Source organism: Shewanella sp. GD03713, assembly GCF_029843705.1.
Lineage (GTDB): Bacteria > Pseudomonadota > Gammaproteobacteria > Enterobacterales > Shewanellaceae > Shewanella.
In genome coordinates this window covers 1,854,182-1,869,026 of the sequence record NZ_JAOCIW010000001.1, presented here as the reverse complement: position 1 = coordinate 1,869,026, position 14,845 = coordinate 1,854,182, and the positions used below count along the sequence as shown (strand labels likewise).

The following is a 14,845-nucleotide window of genomic DNA, read 5'->3' as shown; positions in this document are numbered from 1 at the left end:
TTGTAAAGCCTCCCAATCGGGATAACACCGATCAGTTAAGGCATTGATCAGTTGAACGATCCTACGGATGGTTAACAATACCCTCAGTACACTAATTGCTGAGGGTATTTTTTATGTTGGCTCACTGGCTGATTGATGTCGATACGTTTGCTGCACCAGAATCACTGGCTCTCTTCCAAAAAGAACTCCCGCTCGAATGGATAGAGCAAGCCCTTGATTCTACCAATAAAGCCAGCATGAGACGGCGTAAGTTACCCGCCGAACTTGTCGTTTGGCTAATTGTCGGTATTGGCTTGTATCGGGATAAACCCATCACGGAAGTTTTAGATAAACTAGACCTCAAGCTTTCCAACCACTTAGGGGATTCTGTTGCACCAAGTGCTATTCCTCAAGCGAGAAAGCGCCTCACCGCCCAACCTTTGGAAGCGCTTTTTAAACTGACAGCAGCCCATTGGACCCAGCAGGAAGATAGCGATGACAAATGGTTTGGACTGAGTTTACTTTCTGTCGACGGCACTCAGTTCCGCACCCATGATACCGCCTGTCTTGCAGAGCACTTCCAATACATCAAGTACAATGAAAACCACCATACTGAATACCCGATTGTTCGATTATGTGCCCTCACATCGCTGCGAAGTCGTTTATTACATGATGTTGTCTTTGGGCCCAGCTCGACAGGAGAGGTCTCTTATGCCAAACAGCTGGCCGCTTCAGCCCCCGCTCACTCCCTGACGATTTTTGACCGCTGTTACCTCAGTGCCGAGTTGATGATTAATTGGCAACGGCAACATACGACGAGTCACTGGATGACGCCGATAAAATCCAACACGCAATATGAAGTGGTTGAGCAACTGGATAAGGAAGGGCGAGACCTTTTAGTGGAAATGAAAGTGTCAGCCCATGCTCGGAAACAAGACCCAAGCTTGCCGGAGAAATGGCAAGCCCGCCTTGTCCTGTACCCTAAGCCAGAACAACCTAATCACGTCATAGGTGTTCTCACCTCCTTAACGAGTCTGGAATATGGTACGCAGTCATTACTGGATGTGTATTTTGAACGATGGGAAATAGAGAACAGCTACGGAGAGATAAAGCACAATATGCTCGAAGATGAAGTGCTGCTACGAAGTAAGCGTCCATTTTAGGACGTATTGACGCCTTATAGATTTCGGCCAAGCATCCTGGCTAGATGTCTTTCATGATCTGCACCAGTCCTGGTGGGATTTTCCACTGGCGGTTATCATCGCTGACCACCATCACTGATTTCTTGTTGATTTTGATAACCACGCCGAACACTTGGCCTTCTTTGGCCTTGAAGTGGACTTTTTGGCCTAAACGTAGCTGGCTTAGAACATTGATGTCGTTTTGCAAACGTAAGTAGTCTATCCGCTTGCAGATTAGCTCGTTCAGGTCATGTAATTCGTCTAAGGTTAGGTCTTCTATGCGCATATCGCCTCCGTCTGGAGGCTATTCTACCGAAGTGGCGGGTAAAGCAAAGAGGTCTGAACGCAGTGGATTATCGGCGAACTGGGTTTTCCAATACCGTGGCGTCAGTTCATGTACCAGGCTGGCAGGGTGTTGGCTGATACGTAGCAGTACATCGGTCAGATAATCGTTTACATTGATATCATGCAATCGACAAGTGACTATCAGGCTTTGGATAACGCCAACATGCTCAGCACCGATTTCTGTCCAACAGAACAACCAATTTTTTCTCCCCATGGGTATGGGCCTGAGCGCCCGCTCCAGATGGTTTGTATCCAGCGGCACATCGGGGTCTTCTAAGAAGACACGCAGTGCCATTTCTTTGCTTTGTACATAGCCAATCGCTTTGTAGAGGGGGTCTTTTGGCAGCAGCGTCAGGTTATGCAGGGTGTCATCACACCACGTAAAGAAGCGGTCAACCACCGGTTTACTGTGCGCAAGCTGGTATTGGCGTTTTTTGTCATCCGTGAGCTTTTGGTTTCGGATAGTCTCTTCTATCTCATACAGCTTGGCGATTAGGCTTATCGCTTCTTTGGCCGGTTGTGGCCAGCTGTTTTCGGCTGCAATAAATTGCCGGCGACTGTGCACCCAGCACTGGGCATGGGTTAAGCCCTCATTCGCTTTTATATAACTGGCATAGGCGCTGTAGCCATCGCTTAATAAAGTCCCTTTAAAGCGATGTTTTAATATCTCTTCTATATGTTGCCGCCCGCGGCTGGTGGAGAAGGTAAAAACAATTTCATCCTTATCACCATACACCGTGAGCTTACGGCAGCGTAGCTCAACTTATTTCAATTAACCTGATTTAATCATTGTAACTAAATCAACCCGGTCACAATGATGCCAGATAAACTCCTTAACACCCTCGCTAACTTTGAACAGTGGCGAAGCAATAAACCTTCTCGAGGTAGTGCAATCCCTGAAAATTTGCGCCAGCAAGCGATCGCCCTTTTACCGCATTATTCAAAAACAACCATTGTTAAAAAGTTGCGTATTAGTCATGAGCAATTCAATACTTGGCTTACCGCCAACTCATCAAGTGATGTATCCAATCACTTTATTTCACTACCCAATGCAACGCCGATAACCGAGTCGCTTTCTATCTCCCTGAAGTTCAACAATGGCAATTCTTTAGCCGTATCTGGCGAAGTCAGCGAAACACGGTTTGCTCAGTTAATTGAGGCCATAAAATCATGATCCATTTAACCCGTCATAGCGACATTTTGATTGCTACCCAGCCCGCTGATTTTCGTCAAGGCATTGATGGGTTAGCTACGCTGTGTAAACAACGCCTTCATTGTGAGCCTCGCTCTGGTACCTTGTTTGTTTTTATTAATCGTAACAAAACCATGGTGCGCGCACTCGCTTATGAAAATAACGGTTTTTGGTTGATGACAAAGCGTTTATCTAAGGGCAAGTTCTCTGGCTGGCCAACCATTAATAGTGCCATGACGTCCGTGGACGCCAAACATTTACGGCAATTGCTCAGCGGGAATTACCACCCATTATAAATAACCGCTTGATTTCATTTTAAATGGGATCATACTCCATCCTCTTTTTTATTCCCGCAGGCAAAAGGCTTATTGTGGCAAAACCTTTTAACGATATCGATGCACAATCTCTCGATGATTTAATCAAGCGAGTGATTGAAGCCAAAGAAAATAATCTTGCGCTTAGCGCTGATGATTATCAGTTATTGCTTGATGCGTTACTGACATTAACAACAACACAAAACAAGCTAGCTGACCACGGTATCACCGTGCATAAATTACGTAAGTTACTTGGGATTGAAAAATCATCAGAAAAACAAAGCGACCTGTGTAAAGCACAGAAAAAAACCAGCAAGAAAAGTAAAAAACCAAAAACACAGGATGAAGACTTTACACAGGTCAAACCGGTTATCATCAAACATGCGTTAAACGAAGTAAATAAAGGGGATAGCTGCCCAGAATGTTTGAAAGGTAAGGCCTATAAAGTCGAGCCTGGCAGTTTGTTGCGCATTACAGGGCAAACGCCTTTTACCCCAGAGCAACATATTATGGAGCGCTTGCGTTGCAATGCGTGTGGTGCCTATTTCACGGCAAACCTGCCCGATGAAGTATTACATGACGGTAATAGTCATCAAAAATATGGTTACTCTGCGCGTGCGTTAATGGCGATTTATAAATACTTTGCAGGGCTACCTTTTTATCGTCAAGGCAACATCCAAAAGCTATTGGGCGTCAACATCACTGCGTCGACGGTGTTTGACCAAGTAGAGCTTGTCTGTGATGCGATTTATCCTGTTTACCAGCACTTGTTTGAGTTGGCTGGCGATGCTAAGCACTATTACTTAGATGACACCACCCACCGTATTCTTGACGCCAAGCCAGTTGAAAAGAAAGTACGTAATAGCGAGAAAACACGCTTGCGCTCAGGTGTTTATACATCAGGAGTGATTGCCAGCTTAAAAACGGGCCATGATATTGTGTTATTTGAAACCAATATTGGGCACGCAGGTGAGTTTATCGACCGCATACTCTACAAACGACAAGTCACTGTCGCACCGATATTAATGAGTGATGCGCTCGCCAGTAATCAGCCAAGTACTTGCGAGGTTGAAACATCACTTTGTAATAGCCATGCAAGGCGCCAGTTTGTCGATGTCATTAATCATTTCCCCGAAGAGGTTGAAAATATACTCACACTCTATGGTGAAGTTTGGCGCAATGAACAGACAACCATTGAACGTGAACTCACCGCACGCGAGCGACTTGAGTACCATCAGCAACATTCATTACCCATACTTGAAGCGATTAAAAGTTGGGGTGAAAAGCACTTTACTAATGAAAGCATTGAAGAAAATAGCGGTCTAGGCAAAGCTATCCGTTATTTTTTAAAACACTATGACGGGCTGAGTTTATTTTGCCATCACGAAGGGGTAAAAATAGATAATAACCGCATAGAATCGATGTTAAAAATAGTGGTGCGAGATAGAAAAAATGCGATGTTTCGTAAAAGCTTACTCGGTGCGAACATTGGCGATGTTATCACGTCGATGATAGCAACAGGCAATGAAGCAGGCATCAATGTATTTGATTACTTTACGCGACTGCAACGAGATGCGGATGATGCAAAAAAGCATCCTGAAAAATACCTACCTTGGAATTATCTCGACCAATACCAATAATAAACCGCTCATAATCAAGCAATGCTTGGGCCAGTGGCCTAAGTATTGCCGTGCCTGAAATTTAAGAAACCAGATTTTTTGCTTTATTACTTATGTCACGCCATGCTGCCGTAAGCTCACCATACACCGGCCAGAAGTAACTTTGCTTCATTTTGCCCGGGCCCGCTTTGCCTGCTTTAATCGGCGTCTCGTCCATTGCCAGCACCTGGCTTTGTAAGATGCTGGTCAGCATCGCATCCACAATCGGATAGAGTAAATCAATACCGCGTGCCACGATGGTGCCCAGTGTGCTGCGGCTTAAAGTAATGCCCGCTGCGGCTAAGCGCTGGTGTTGGCGATACAGCGGCAAGTGGTATTGGAATTTATCCACCAACATGCCGACGATAAAACTCACATCCGCCACGCTTTTATCCAGCACATTAAACGGCGCTGCGCTTGGCAGGATAGTGTCGCTGCCTTTGTGTTTAACGATTTGCCGGTCATAACGCAGCACGTCGAAGCTCTCTGGGCGCTGTGCTAAGCGGAAGGTGCTTTTTACGCCAATCACTTCATACTGGTCGGCATCTTCCCCTTTTAACTCGTCTGGTATCAGCGTAATCACTTTCACCGGTACGTTATCGTTAAATCGCAAACCACTGTCATTAACGCAATCATCCGGGCGCTGTTTGCCTTTTCTGCGGGTGTAGGTGGTATATTCGGTTTCACCTTCGGGTTGGGTCAGCGGTGGCACCATATCGCCCAGTAAGCTTAACTGCATACCCAATTCCAAGGCGCGCTTTTCTGACTTCTGACCAAACAGCTGCTTCTCAAACCAGGCTAAGCGTTGCTGAATGCCTGCGAAGGTTTCGCGCAATGACGCATGCTCAGTTTCCAGCTTGCCGTACTTTTCTGACCAGGCCTGATTCTCTGCAGAAGCCTGTTGCAACAAACTCTGCAGGCGCGCGATTTCACTGGTCAAATTAACCCGTGTCTCGGCGTCCGTTGCCACGTTGGATGAGGATGAAGGCTTGATTTTCATAGCGTCAATTATACAGACTTATCAAGCGATTGACTGCCCATAGCGCTTCGCTTGTTTCTGGCGAAGTACGGTAATTCCGTCAACGATCATTTGCAGGGTGCAACCGGTGAGTGATTGGATCCCACTCGGATGCGGTTTCACCGGAAACTGGCCTTGCTCGAGGCGCTTAGCCCAGACACAATAGCCTGAGCTTTCGAAGTACAACACCTTCATCTGGGTTTTGCGGGCATTGATAAACACAAAGTACTGGCCGCTTTGTGGATTATGGCAAAGTTTATTGCGCACCAGGGCACTTAAACCGTTAAAGGATTTGCGCATATCCACGGGTGTGGTGCACAGCCAGATTTTTTGGTTGGCAGCAGGGATAAACATTATTGCTGGTTAAGCGTGAGTTCAACGCCATTACCCAGTGACAAGACGATATGCCAGCGAGCGTTACCGTGATGTGCAAGCGCGGATAAATCGATAAACTGTGTATCCTGGCGAACAGGCGCTTGTTCAGTTTGCTCAGCCAAGCGTTGCCGCCATTTATAAAATGACATGGTGCTCAGTTGATGGGTTTGGCAAAACTCAGTGATGCTCAGCTCTGATGTGTGCCATAAGTCGATTAATTGCTGCCATTGTGCCGCGTTGCGGTAAGCTCGCTTTGCCATATCACTCTCCTGTTATGATGAGTGCACAGCTTATCGCGCGATCTTAAGTGGGAATAGGACGTCCTAAAATGGACGCTTACGGGTGTTAGTCAAGTTCACCATAATATAGTCATTTTTTAATGCTTCAGTTGCGGTTTACCTGGATTCGCCTATAATAATTTACTGCACCAACCGGTCGGTATTTTTGTGGCTACGGCGGCTTCGATCCGGCCTCGGCACGGGAGCTTATCCTTGAATAAAAAATCTCAACTGACTAACAGTCAAATCATTCAGGCCGCGCTTAGTGTTGCTGCTGAAAATGGCGCCGGTAAAGTGACGCTGGATGCGGTTGCCAAAGTCGCTGGTGTCAGTAAAGGTGGTTTGATTTACCATTTTCCCAGTAAAATAGCGTTAATCAGCGCCATGGTGCAGCATTTGTTAGATGAGGCAGAGTGCCAGCGGACGCAACAAGAGCGCACGGAAAGTTCGACCTTGGCAGCGGTATTGCAAACCCGCGCCCACTTTACCCGGCAGATTGCCGGTAATACCGCGATGGCGATTCTGGCCGCGGCCGCAGAGCAGCCAGCTTTGTTACAGCCGGTGCAGCAACACAATAAGGATGTAATGCAGCAAATTCAGGCTGAACATGGTAATGCACTGCAGGCAACCTTGCTGTTACTGGCCAGTGAAGCCCTGATTTATCACGATTTATTGAATTTATCCCCTTTTACCGCAGCAGAGCGCAGCGCGCTGGAACAACAATTAGTGCAACAGGCACGGGAGCTACAAGTATGAAGATGGCATTTAAATCACCCTGCTGGGTTTTGAGTTTCGTGATTGGTTTAAGCGCCTGCTCAGAAGCACCGCCACCGGCCGCAGTGGCGGTACCGACAGTGAAGCTCTATACCGTGAATGGCGAAGAGCAGGCCAATAGCCGGCATTTTGTCGGCCGTATAGATGCGGTGAGTACTGTTGATTTAGCCTTTCAGGTTGGCGGCCGGGTCACTGAATTACCGGTGCAGCAGGGGCAGGTCGTGCCTGCCGGAGAACTGCTGGCCGCTTTAGATCCCGCAGACTACCAATTAGCCGTGGACCAGGCGGAAGTGCAGCTGGCGCAGGCCAGTCGAGATCTGGAACGTGGCAAGCCGTTGCGTGAACAGGGAGTTTTAACCCCGTCTGCCTTTGATCAGCTGCAAACCAATTTTGAAATTGCCCGGGTTGCGTTGGAAAATGCCCGCCGTAATCTGGACTACACCCAACTTAAAGCGCCCTTTGATGCGCTGGTTACCCGCCGGCTGGTAGAACGTTTTGCCACTGTTGCTGCCGGTACGCCATTGTTACGAGTGCAAAATATTTCCGAATTGCGTGTACATATTAACGTGCCGGAACAGATTATGCGCCAGGTCAGGGATACCAGTGACTATCTGGTTTCAGTGCGGTTATCCGAGGCGGCAACCGAGCGTTATCCGCTGGCATACCGGGAACATGCTACCGAAGTCGACCCGTTAACCCAAACCTATCAGGTGTCTTTTGCGATGCCGCGTTTACCGGAAGTTAATTTATTACCAGGTATGACGGTTAATGTGGTGACTGAGCGGGTAGCAACCGACAGCGCCGTGTTGATTCCGGTATCCGCGCTGGATACCACCACACCGGAACAATTTTATGTCTGGCGCTATCAGCCCGAAACCCAAACTGTGCAGCGCATTGCCGTACAGGTTGGCACGGTGCGTGAGCAACAGATTGAAGTGCTCAGTGGCCTGAACCGGGGCGAGCAGGTGGTTTCTGCCGGGATTTATCAGTTACAGCCCGGGCAGCAGGTGCAGCCCTTTGTGGCCTACTAAGGAGCCTTCTGATGCGGATTGCCAGTTATGCAATTGAAAAGCAGGTTAATACCTGGCTGTTTATTATGCTGTGCTTTTTGGGCGGACTTTGGGCATTGGTCAGTATTGGCCGCTTAGAAGATCCGGCCTTTACCCTGAAAGAGGCGATTATTGTCACCTATTATCCGGGCGCAACGGCATTGGAAGTGGAAGAGGAAGTGACGGAATTGCTGGAATCCGCTATTCAGCAATTATCACAATTAAAGCGTATTACCTCCAAGTCGATGCCGGGTAAATCGGAAATCCGGGTGCAAATTCAGGATAAGTATGACGGCAGTCAGATGCCACAGATTTGGGATGAGCTCAGGCGTAAGGTTAATGATGCCAGTATTCGCCTGCCCACCGGCGTAATGAAGCCGATCGTCAATGATGATTTCGGTGATGTATTTGGTATTTTTTATGCCGTGACAACTGACGGTTTTTCCGATCGCGAAGTACGCGAGCTGGCTACTTTTTTACGCCGTGAGATGCTGACGGTGCCTGGGGTGGCAAAAGTCCAGACCGCCGGCGAACCGGAAGAGCAAATCAGCGTAGAAATTTCGCATGAGCGTTTGCTCGGGATCGGTCTGCCTTTGCAGTTAGTGGTCAATACTCTGCAAACCGAAAATGCAGTAGCACAAGCCGGCTCGGTGCAGGTGGGTGACAAAAGGATTCGCCTGAACAGCAAACCCGGCCTGGATTCAATTGAGGCAATTGAAAATTTACGGATTGGAAAACCGGGCTCAACCGAGCAACTAAGCATTTTTGATGTTGCAACAGTGCGCCGGGATGAAGTTGAAGTGCCATCGCAAATCATTCGCTTTAATGGCAAACCGGCCTTTACGCTGGCGATTTCCGGTCTGACCGATGCCAATATTGTCGATGTAGGTAAAGCGGTTGATCAGCATCTGGCGAAACTGGCAGAGCGTATCCCGCTTGGCGTAACCCTGCATCCGATCTATCAGCAACATGTCGTGGTGGATAACGCCATTAACGACTTTATTGTTAACCTGATCTTGTCCGTGGTCATTGTTATTGCGGTGCTGTGTCTGACCATGGGGTGGCGGGTTGGTTTAGTCGTTGGCGGTACTTTGTTACTTACCGTCTTGGGTACCGTATTCTTTATGAAACTGGCCAATATCGAGATGGAGCGGATTTCGCTTGGCGCGCTGATTATTGCCATGGGCATGTTGGTTGATAACGCCATCGTGGTCGCAGAAACCATGCTGATTAATATGCAGCGTGGCCAGAGTTCACGGCAGGCGGCGGATGAAGCGGCCAGTCGTACCCAGATCCCGCTGTTAGGCGCGACCGTGATTGGCATTATGGCCTTTGCTGGTATTGGCCTGTCGCCGAATAGTACCGGTGAGTTCTTGTTTTCGCTGTTTGCCGTCATCGCGATTTCATTGCTGTTAAGTTGGGTGCTGGCGATTAGTGTCACCCCTTTGCTGGCGCATTATTTGTTTAAAGTCGATGCCAATAGTGCCGCTGCCGATCCCTATGCTGCCGGTTTTTATCAGCGTTATGTCAGGGTATTGCGCTTTGCCTTGCGCCAACGTGCGCTAACTCTGGGCGGTTTGGCGCTGCTAACGCTAATTAGTGTTATCGGTTTCGGGCAAGTAAAGCAGGCATTTTTCCCGGCGTCGAACACGCCAATTTTCTACTTGAATTACTTCTTGCCCCAGGGCTCAGATATTCGCGCTACCTCGCGTGATCTGGCAGAAATTGAAGCCTTTGTAATGGCGCAACCCGAAGTCGAATCAGTCAGTAGTTTCGTTGGCTCGGGTGCCAGTCGCTTTATGTTGACTTACGCACCGGAGCAGCCGAATGCCGCCTATGGCCAATTGATTATCCGTACCGCACACCGTGACCAGATCCCACCGCTGATGCAGCGGCTGCGCACTGAACTGCCGCCGCGCTTACCGCAGGCTGAGATCTACACCCAGCAACTGATGTTTGGGCCGGGCAGTGGCGCTAAGCTGCAAGCCAGGGTATCTGGCCCGGATGAGCGCATCTTACGGCAGCTCGGCCAGCAAATTACTGAATTAATGCGTCAAGAGCCGGCTATCACCGATTTACGGCATAACTGGCGGCAACGGGAGCTGGTGATCGTACCGGACTTTAACCAAGAGCGGGCGCGGGTTGCCGGCATTAACCGCACTGATTTGGCGCAAACACTGGAGTTTGCCAGCACCGGGTTGCGCAGTGGTGTCTACCGCGAACATGATAAGCAAATTCCCATCGTGGTGCGGCCGCCAGCACCCGAGCGGTTTGATATTGACCGGCTGCAGGATCGGATGATTTGGAGTGCTAACGATAATACCTATATTCCGATTACGCAGGTGATTAATGGGCTGCAAACCCAAACTGAAGAAACGATAATTCAGCGCCGCGACCGGTTAAGAACCCTTACCGTTGAAGCTGAACCGGCCTGGGGTTACACGGCCGATCAGGCCCTAAAATTGGTTCGCCCGAAAATTGAGGCGCTGCCATTACCCGCTGGTTATCAACTGAGTTGGGGCGGTGAATATGAAAACTCCGCAGAAGCCCAGCAATCGCTGGCCGCGCAATTACCCTTAAGTTTTATCGTGATGCTGGTGATCAGTATTTTACTGTTTGGTGCGCTGAAGCAGCCGCTGGTGATTTGGTTAATAGTGCCGATGTCTATCTGTGGCGTGACCGCCGGTTTACTGGCCACCGGATTGCCTTTTGGCTTTACGGCCTTACTCGGCTTCCTCAGTTTGTCAGGCATGCTGATGAAGAACGCCATCGTACTGGTAGACGAAATTGATCTGCAAATTCAGCAAAACAGCGATAAGGTTCAGGCGATAGTGCAGGCCAGTGTCAGCCGGATCCGGCCGGTATTACTGGCAGCCTTGACCACGATTCTGGGGATGTTGCCGCTGATTTGGGATGCGTTTTTCAATAGTATGGCAGTAACGATAATGGCCGGCCTAGCCTTTGCCTCGGTATTAACCCTGGTCGCGGTGCCGGTACTGTATGCCATGCTGTTTCGGATAAAACCCGCCTGAGCTGGTTAAAACAGGGCCGGTTTTGCCGGCCCGGTGGCTACTTGGCGCAGCGAATACAAAGCTCAGTAAAGGGGATAGTGGTAAGACGTGCCAATTTAATGGCCTCGCCACACTGGGCACATTTATCGTAAGTGCCGAGTTCCATTCGGCCAAGCGCTCTGTTGATTTGTGCCAGCTCTTGCCGATCTTTTTGTTCGATAGCGCTTAATACTTCATCATTCTCGCGTTCGGTTGCCTGTTCGGCAAAGTCAGCACTGCGACCTTGCGCAAAGTCGCGCTCAATGGCAGCGACCTGGCGCTCCAATTCTAATTTTCGGGCTAGCAGGCGACTTTTAAATTCCTGAAATGGCATTTGCGGCGTAAGCGTCCATTTTAGGACGTATTGACGCCTTATAGATTTCGGCCAAGCATCCTGGCTAGATGTCTTTCATGATCTGCACCAGACCTGGTGGGATTTTCCACTGGCGGTTATCATCGCTGACCACCATCACTGATTTCTTGTTGATTTTGATAACCACGCCGAACACTTGGCCTTCTTTGGCCTTGAAGTGGACTTTTTGGCCTAAACGTAGCTGGCTTAGAACATTGATGTCGTTTTGCAAACGTAAGTAGTCTATCCGCTTGCAGATGAGCTCGTTCAGGTCATGTAATTCGTCTAAGGTTAGGTCTTCTATGCGCATATCGCCTCCGTCTGGAGGCTATTCTACCGAAGTGGCGGGTAAAGCAAAGAGGTCTGAACGCAGTGGATTATCGGCGAACTGGGTTTTCCAATACCGTGGCGTCAGTTCATGTACCAGGCTGGCAGGGTGTTGGCTGATACGTAGCAGTACATCGGTCAGATAATCGTTTACATTGATATCATGCAATCGACAAGTGACTATCAGGCTTTGGATAACGCCAACATGCTCTGCACCGATTTCTGTCCAACAGAACAACCAATTTTTTCTCCCCATGGGTATGGGCCGAAGCGCCCGCTCCAGATGGTTTGTATCCAGCGGCACATCGGGGTCTTCTAAGAAGACACGCAGTGCCATTTCTTTGCTTTGTACATAGCCAATCGCTTTGTAGAGGGGGTCTTTTGGCAGCAGCGTCAGGTTATGCAAGGTGTCATCACACCACGTAAAGAAGCGGTCAACCACCGGTTTGCTGTGGGTAAGCCGGTATTGGCGCTTTTTATCATCGGTCAGTTTTTGGCGTTGGATAGTCTCTTCTATCTCATACAGCTTGGCGATTAGGCTTATCGCTTCTTTGGCCGGTTGTGGCCAGCTGTTTTCGGCTGCAATAAATTGCCGGCGACTGTGCACCCAGCACTGGGCATGGGTTAAGCCCTCATTCGCTTTGATATAACTGGCATAGGCGCTGTAGCCATCGCTTAATAAAGTCCCTTTAAAGCGATGTTTTAATATCTCTTCTATATGTTGCCGCCCGCGGCTGGTGGAGAAGGTAAAAACAATTTCATCCTTATCACCATACACCGGCCAGAAGTAACTTTGCTTCATTTTGCCCGGGCCCGCTTTGCCTGCTTTAATCGGCGTCTCGTCCATTGCCAGCACCTGGCTTTGTAAGATGCTGGTCAGCATCGCATCCACAATCGGATAGAGTAAATCAATACCGCGTGCCACGATGGTGCCCAGTGTGCTGCGGCTTAAAGTAATGCCCGCTGCGGCTAAGCGCTGGTGTTGGCGATACAGCGGCAAGTGGTATTGGAATTTATCCACCAACATGCCGACGATAAAACTCACATCCGCCACGCTTTTATCCAGCACATTAAACGGCGCTGCGCTTGGCAGGATAGTGTCGCTGCCTTTGTGTTTAACGATTTGCCGGTCATAACGCAGCACGTCGAAGCTCTCTGGGCGCTGTGCTAAGCGGAAGGTGCTTTTTACGCCAATCACTTCATACTGGTCGGCATCTTCCCCTTTTAACTCGTCTGGTATCAGCGTAATCACTTTCACCGGTACGTTATCGTTAAATCGCAAACCACTGTCATTAACGCAATCATCCGGGCGCTGTTTGCCTTTTCTGCGGGTGTAGGTGGTATATTCGGTTTCACCTTCGGGTTGGGCCAGTGCTGGCACCATATCGCCCAGTAAGCTTAACTGCATACCCAATTCCAAGGCGCGCTTTTCTGACTTCTGACCAAACAACTGCTTCTCAAACCAGGCTAAGCGCTGCTTAATGCCCGCGAAGGACTGTGTCATTTTGGCATACTGCGCTTGCAGCTCATCCCAGTTTTGCTCAAGTACACTGTGTTTTTGTGATAAGGCAGCATGCTTTTGTGCCAATTCAGCATGGGCTTGCGCTAAGGTGTCTTTTTGCTGTAGCGCTTCAACCAAAGCTTGCAGGCGCGCGATTTCACTGGTTAAATTAACCCGTGTATCGGCATCAGTTGCCACGTTTGATGAGGATGAAGGCTTGATTTTCATGATGCCAATTATACAGGCTTATCAAGCGCTTGACTGCCCATAGCGCTTCGCTTGTTTCTGGCGAAGTACGGTAATTCCGTCAACGATCATTTGCAGGGTGCAACCGGTGAGCGATTGGATCCCACTCGGATGCGGTTTCACCGGAAACTGGCCTTGCTCGAGGCGCTTAGCCCAGACACAATAGCCTGAGCTTTCGAAGTACAACACCTTCATCTGGGTTTTGCGGGCATTGATAAACACAAAGTACTGGCCGCTTTGTGGATTATGGCAAAGTTTATTGCGCACCAGGGCACTTAAACCGTTAAAGGATTTACGCATATCCACGGGTGTGGTGCACAGCCAGATTTTTTGGTTGGCAGCAGGGATAAACATTATTGCTGGTTAAGCGTGAGTTCAACGCCATTACCCAGTGACAAGACGATATGCCAGCGGGTGTTACCGTGATGTGCAAGCGCGGATAAATCGATAAACGGTGTATCCTGGTGCACAGGCGCTTGTTCAGTTTGCTCAGCCAAGCGTTGCCGCCATTTATAAAATGACATGGTACTGAGTTGATGGGTTTGACAAAATTCAGTGATGCTCAGCTCTGATGTGTGCCATAAGTCGATTAATTGCTGCCACTGTGCAGCATTGCGGTAAGCTCGCTTTGCCATATCACTCTCCTGTTATGATGAGTGCACAGCTTATCGCGCGATCTTAAGTGGGAATAGGACGTCCTAAAATGGACGCTTACGCCCCAAAAAAGAAAACGGCCCAAAGCAAGGACCGTTCGTATCAATAAAACTCGCTACCCTGTTCGCTCTAAACACCTTAAGTGATAGGTGTTACCCTTTTAGGGGGTTAAAACAAAGCCACCTTCTTCAGAAGGTGGATTCTTTACTGGCCTGATATTATTTGCCTAAATGGTTAGGGGAAACCAAGCTGAACCGTGAGTGAAGTGGGAATATAAAGAGTTAACAGGTGGAAATTGGAAACAGCAAAAACAAAAAAGCCAGCTTATTCAGCTGGCTTTATCGTTTAATTAGGCGCTTGGCGATGACCTACTCTCACATGGGGAGACCCCACACTACCATCGGCGCGATTGCGTTTCACTTCTGAGTTCGGGATGGGATCAGGTGGGACCACAATGCTATTGTCACCAAGCAAATTTGCTATTTACTTACCCGTCTTATCTCATGCAGGCAGTAAATGAATTCGGAAAGCTGGATTGAGTTGCACTTCTTA

At 48.8% G+C, this 14,845-nt stretch carries 14 protein-coding genes, 1 rRNA gene and 3 pseudogenes; 7 read left to right on the top strand and 11 right to left on the bottom strand.

From position 1 onward, the window contains the following. Nucleotides 1-113: 113 nt before the first annotated feature. Nucleotides 114-1,133, top strand: a pseudogene (locus tag N5E87_RS08350) (IS4 family transposase); the annotation flags it as partial. A 49-nt stretch (nt 1,134-1,182) separates the two neighbouring features. Here N5E87_RS08350 and N5E87_RS08345 read toward each other — a convergent pair. Both N5E87_RS08345 and N5E87_RS08340 read right to left on the bottom strand, forming a co-directional pair. After that, nucleotides 1,183-1,446: a transposase gene (locus N5E87_RS08345; RefSeq protein WP_014610306.1), complete on the bottom strand. Its 264-nt coding sequence runs from the start codon at nt 1,444-1,446 to the stop codon at nt 1,183-1,185. Nucleotides 1,447-1,464: 18 nt separating this feature from the next. Beyond that, a pseudogene (locus N5E87_RS08340) lies at nt 1,465-2,241 on the bottom strand (IS66-like element ISSpu21 family transposase); the annotation flags it as partial. A gap of 81 nt (nt 2,242-2,322) precedes the next feature. Between N5E87_RS08340 and N5E87_RS08335 the strand changes: the two are divergent. The 3 genes from N5E87_RS08335 to N5E87_RS08325 all read left to right on the top strand — a co-directional run bounded on the left by N5E87_RS08335 (nt 2,323) and on the right by N5E87_RS08325 (nt 4,651). Next, nucleotides 2,323-2,679, top strand: coding sequence for a hypothetical protein (locus tag N5E87_RS08335; protein ID WP_140374535.1), 357 nt, complete (start codon nt 2,323-2,325; stop codon nt 2,677-2,679). After that, complete coding sequence (tnpB, locus tag N5E87_RS08330) at nt 2,676-2,993, top strand: IS66 family insertion sequence element accessory protein TnpB (RefSeq protein ID WP_086904928.1); 318 nt, start codon at nt 2,676-2,678, stop codon at nt 2,991-2,993. Before N5E87_RS08335 ends, tnpB (N5E87_RS08330) begins: the two co-directional genes overlap by 4 nt. A gap of 131 nt (nt 2,994-3,124) precedes the next feature. Beyond that, nucleotides 3,125-4,651, top strand: coding sequence for an IS66 family transposase (locus N5E87_RS08325; protein WP_279768420.1), 1,527 nt, complete (start codon nt 3,125-3,127; stop codon nt 4,649-4,651). Nucleotides 4,652-4,766: 115 nt separating this feature from the next. Here N5E87_RS08325 and N5E87_RS08320 read toward each other — a convergent pair. The 3 genes and pseudogenes from N5E87_RS08320 to N5E87_RS08310 form a co-directional block, all read right to left on the bottom strand. Further along, a pseudogene (locus N5E87_RS08320) lies at nt 4,767-5,669 on the bottom strand (IS66-like element ISSpu21 family transposase); the annotation flags it as partial. A 21-nt stretch (nt 5,670-5,690) separates the two neighbouring features. Next, nucleotides 5,691-6,041 (bottom strand): IS66 family insertion sequence element accessory protein TnpB, encoded by a 351-nt coding sequence (tnpB, locus tag N5E87_RS08315; RefSeq protein WP_014610304.1) that lies wholly within the window; start codon nt 6,039-6,041, stop codon nt 5,691-5,693. Further along, nucleotides 6,041-6,322 (bottom strand): hypothetical protein, encoded by a 282-nt coding sequence (locus tag N5E87_RS08310; RefSeq protein WP_086904956.1) that lies wholly within the window; start codon nt 6,320-6,322, stop codon nt 6,041-6,043. The genes tnpB (N5E87_RS08315) and N5E87_RS08310 overlap by 1 nt, the downstream gene beginning before the upstream one ends. A 231-nt stretch (nt 6,323-6,553) precedes the next feature. On the opposite strand from N5E87_RS08310, the gene N5E87_RS08305 reads away from it, so the two are divergent. The 3 genes from N5E87_RS08305 to N5E87_RS08295 are packed head-to-tail and all read left to right on the top strand — an operon-like array spanning nt 6,554 to nt 11,195. Further along, a complete protein-coding gene (locus N5E87_RS08305) occupies nt 6,554-7,096 on the top strand; it encodes a TetR/AcrR family transcriptional regulator (protein WP_086904894.1) in 543 nt (180 codons plus the stop codon). Continuing rightward, nucleotides 7,093-8,145 carry an efflux RND transporter periplasmic adaptor subunit gene (locus tag N5E87_RS08300; protein WP_086904893.1) on the top strand — a complete coding sequence of 351 codons (1,053 nt, stop codon included), beginning with the start codon at nt 7,093-7,095 and terminating at the stop codon, nt 8,143-8,145. The genes N5E87_RS08305 and N5E87_RS08300 overlap by 4 nt, the downstream gene beginning before the upstream one ends. 11 nt (nt 8,146-8,156) lie before the next feature. Next, the gene (locus N5E87_RS08295) at nt 8,157-11,195 is read left to right on the top strand and encodes an efflux RND transporter permease subunit (RefSeq protein WP_086904892.1); all 3,039 of its coding nucleotides are present in this window, start codon (nt 8,157-8,159) and stop codon (nt 11,193-11,195) included. Nucleotides 11,196-11,232: 37 nt separating this feature from the next. On the opposite strand, the gene N5E87_RS08290 is transcribed toward N5E87_RS08295, so the two are convergent. From N5E87_RS08290 to rrf, 6 genes are all read right to left on the bottom strand, one after another. Continuing rightward, nucleotides 11,233-11,547: a TraR/DksA family transcriptional regulator gene (locus N5E87_RS08290; RefSeq protein WP_086904891.1), complete on the bottom strand. Its 315-nt coding sequence runs from the start codon at nt 11,545-11,547 to the stop codon at nt 11,233-11,235. 64 nt (nt 11,548-11,611) lie between these two features. Further along, nucleotides 11,612-11,875: a transposase gene (locus N5E87_RS08285; protein ID WP_014610306.1), complete on the bottom strand. Its 264-nt coding sequence runs from the start codon at nt 11,873-11,875 to the stop codon at nt 11,612-11,614. Between the two features lie 18 nt (nt 11,876-11,893). Next, nucleotides 11,894-13,621, bottom strand: a complete 1,728-nt coding sequence (locus tag N5E87_RS08280; RefSeq protein ID WP_216832058.1) for an IS66 family transposase — start codon at nt 13,619-13,621, stop codon at nt 11,894-11,896. A gap of 21 nt (nt 13,622-13,642) precedes the next feature. Further along, on the bottom strand, nt 13,643-13,993 hold the full coding sequence (gene tnpB / locus N5E87_RS08275; RefSeq protein ID WP_216832057.1) for an IS66 family insertion sequence element accessory protein TnpB: 351 nt from the start codon (nt 13,991-13,993) through the stop codon (nt 13,643-13,645). Beyond that, nucleotides 13,993-14,274: an IS66 family insertion sequence element accessory protein TnpB gene (locus N5E87_RS08270; RefSeq protein WP_216832056.1), complete on the bottom strand. Its 282-nt coding sequence runs from the start codon at nt 14,272-14,274 to the stop codon at nt 13,993-13,995. The genes tnpB (N5E87_RS08275) and N5E87_RS08270 overlap by 1 nt, the downstream gene beginning before the upstream one ends. Before the next feature lie 374 nt (nt 14,275-14,648). Continuing rightward, nucleotides 14,649-14,764 (bottom strand): 5S ribosomal RNA (gene rrf / locus N5E87_RS08265). Nucleotides 14,765-14,845 lie beyond the last annotated feature (81 nt).

Excerpts from the sequence above, each read along its gene's own strand:
- N5E87_RS08285 (WP_014610306.1), bottom strand. The coding sequence starts at position 11,875 with ATGCGCATAGAAGACCTAACCTTAGACGAATTACATGACCTGAACGAG.
- N5E87_RS08335 (WP_140374535.1), top strand. The coding sequence starts at position 2,323 with ATGCCAGATAAACTCCTTAACACCCTCGCTAACTTTGAACAGTGGCGA.
- N5E87_RS08300 (WP_086904893.1), top strand. The coding sequence starts at position 7,093 with ATGAAGATGGCATTTAAATCACCCTGCTGGGTTTTGAGTTTCGTGATT.
- N5E87_RS08345 (WP_014610306.1), bottom strand. The coding sequence starts at position 1,446 with ATGCGCATAGAAGACCTAACCTTAGACGAATTACATGACCTGAACGAG.
- tnpB (WP_014610304.1), bottom strand. The coding sequence starts at position 6,041 with ATGTTTATCCCTGCTGCCAACCAAAAAATCTGGCTGTGCACCACACCC.
- N5E87_RS08270 (WP_216832056.1), bottom strand. The coding sequence starts at position 14,274 with ATGGCAAAGCGAGCTTACCGCAATGCTGCACAGTGGCAGCAATTAATC.
- N5E87_RS08290 (WP_086904891.1), bottom strand. The coding sequence starts at position 11,547 with ATGCCATTTCAGGAATTTAAAAGTCGCCTGCTAGCCCGAAAATTAGAA.
- N5E87_RS08295 (WP_086904892.1), top strand. The coding sequence starts at position 8,157 with ATGCGGATTGCCAGTTATGCAATTGAAAAGCAGGTTAATACCTGGCTG.
- tnpB (WP_216832057.1), bottom strand. The coding sequence starts at position 13,993 with ATGTTTATCCCTGCTGCCAACCAAAAAATCTGGCTGTGCACCACACCC.
- N5E87_RS08310 (WP_086904956.1), bottom strand. The coding sequence starts at position 6,322 with ATGGCAAAGCGAGCTTACCGCAACGCGGCACAATGGCAGCAATTAATC.
- tnpB (WP_086904928.1), top strand. The coding sequence starts at position 2,676 with ATGATCCATTTAACCCGTCATAGCGACATTTTGATTGCTACCCAGCCC.
- N5E87_RS08280 (WP_216832058.1), bottom strand. The coding sequence starts at position 13,621 with ATGAAAATCAAGCCTTCATCCTCATCAAACGTGGCAACTGATGCCGAT.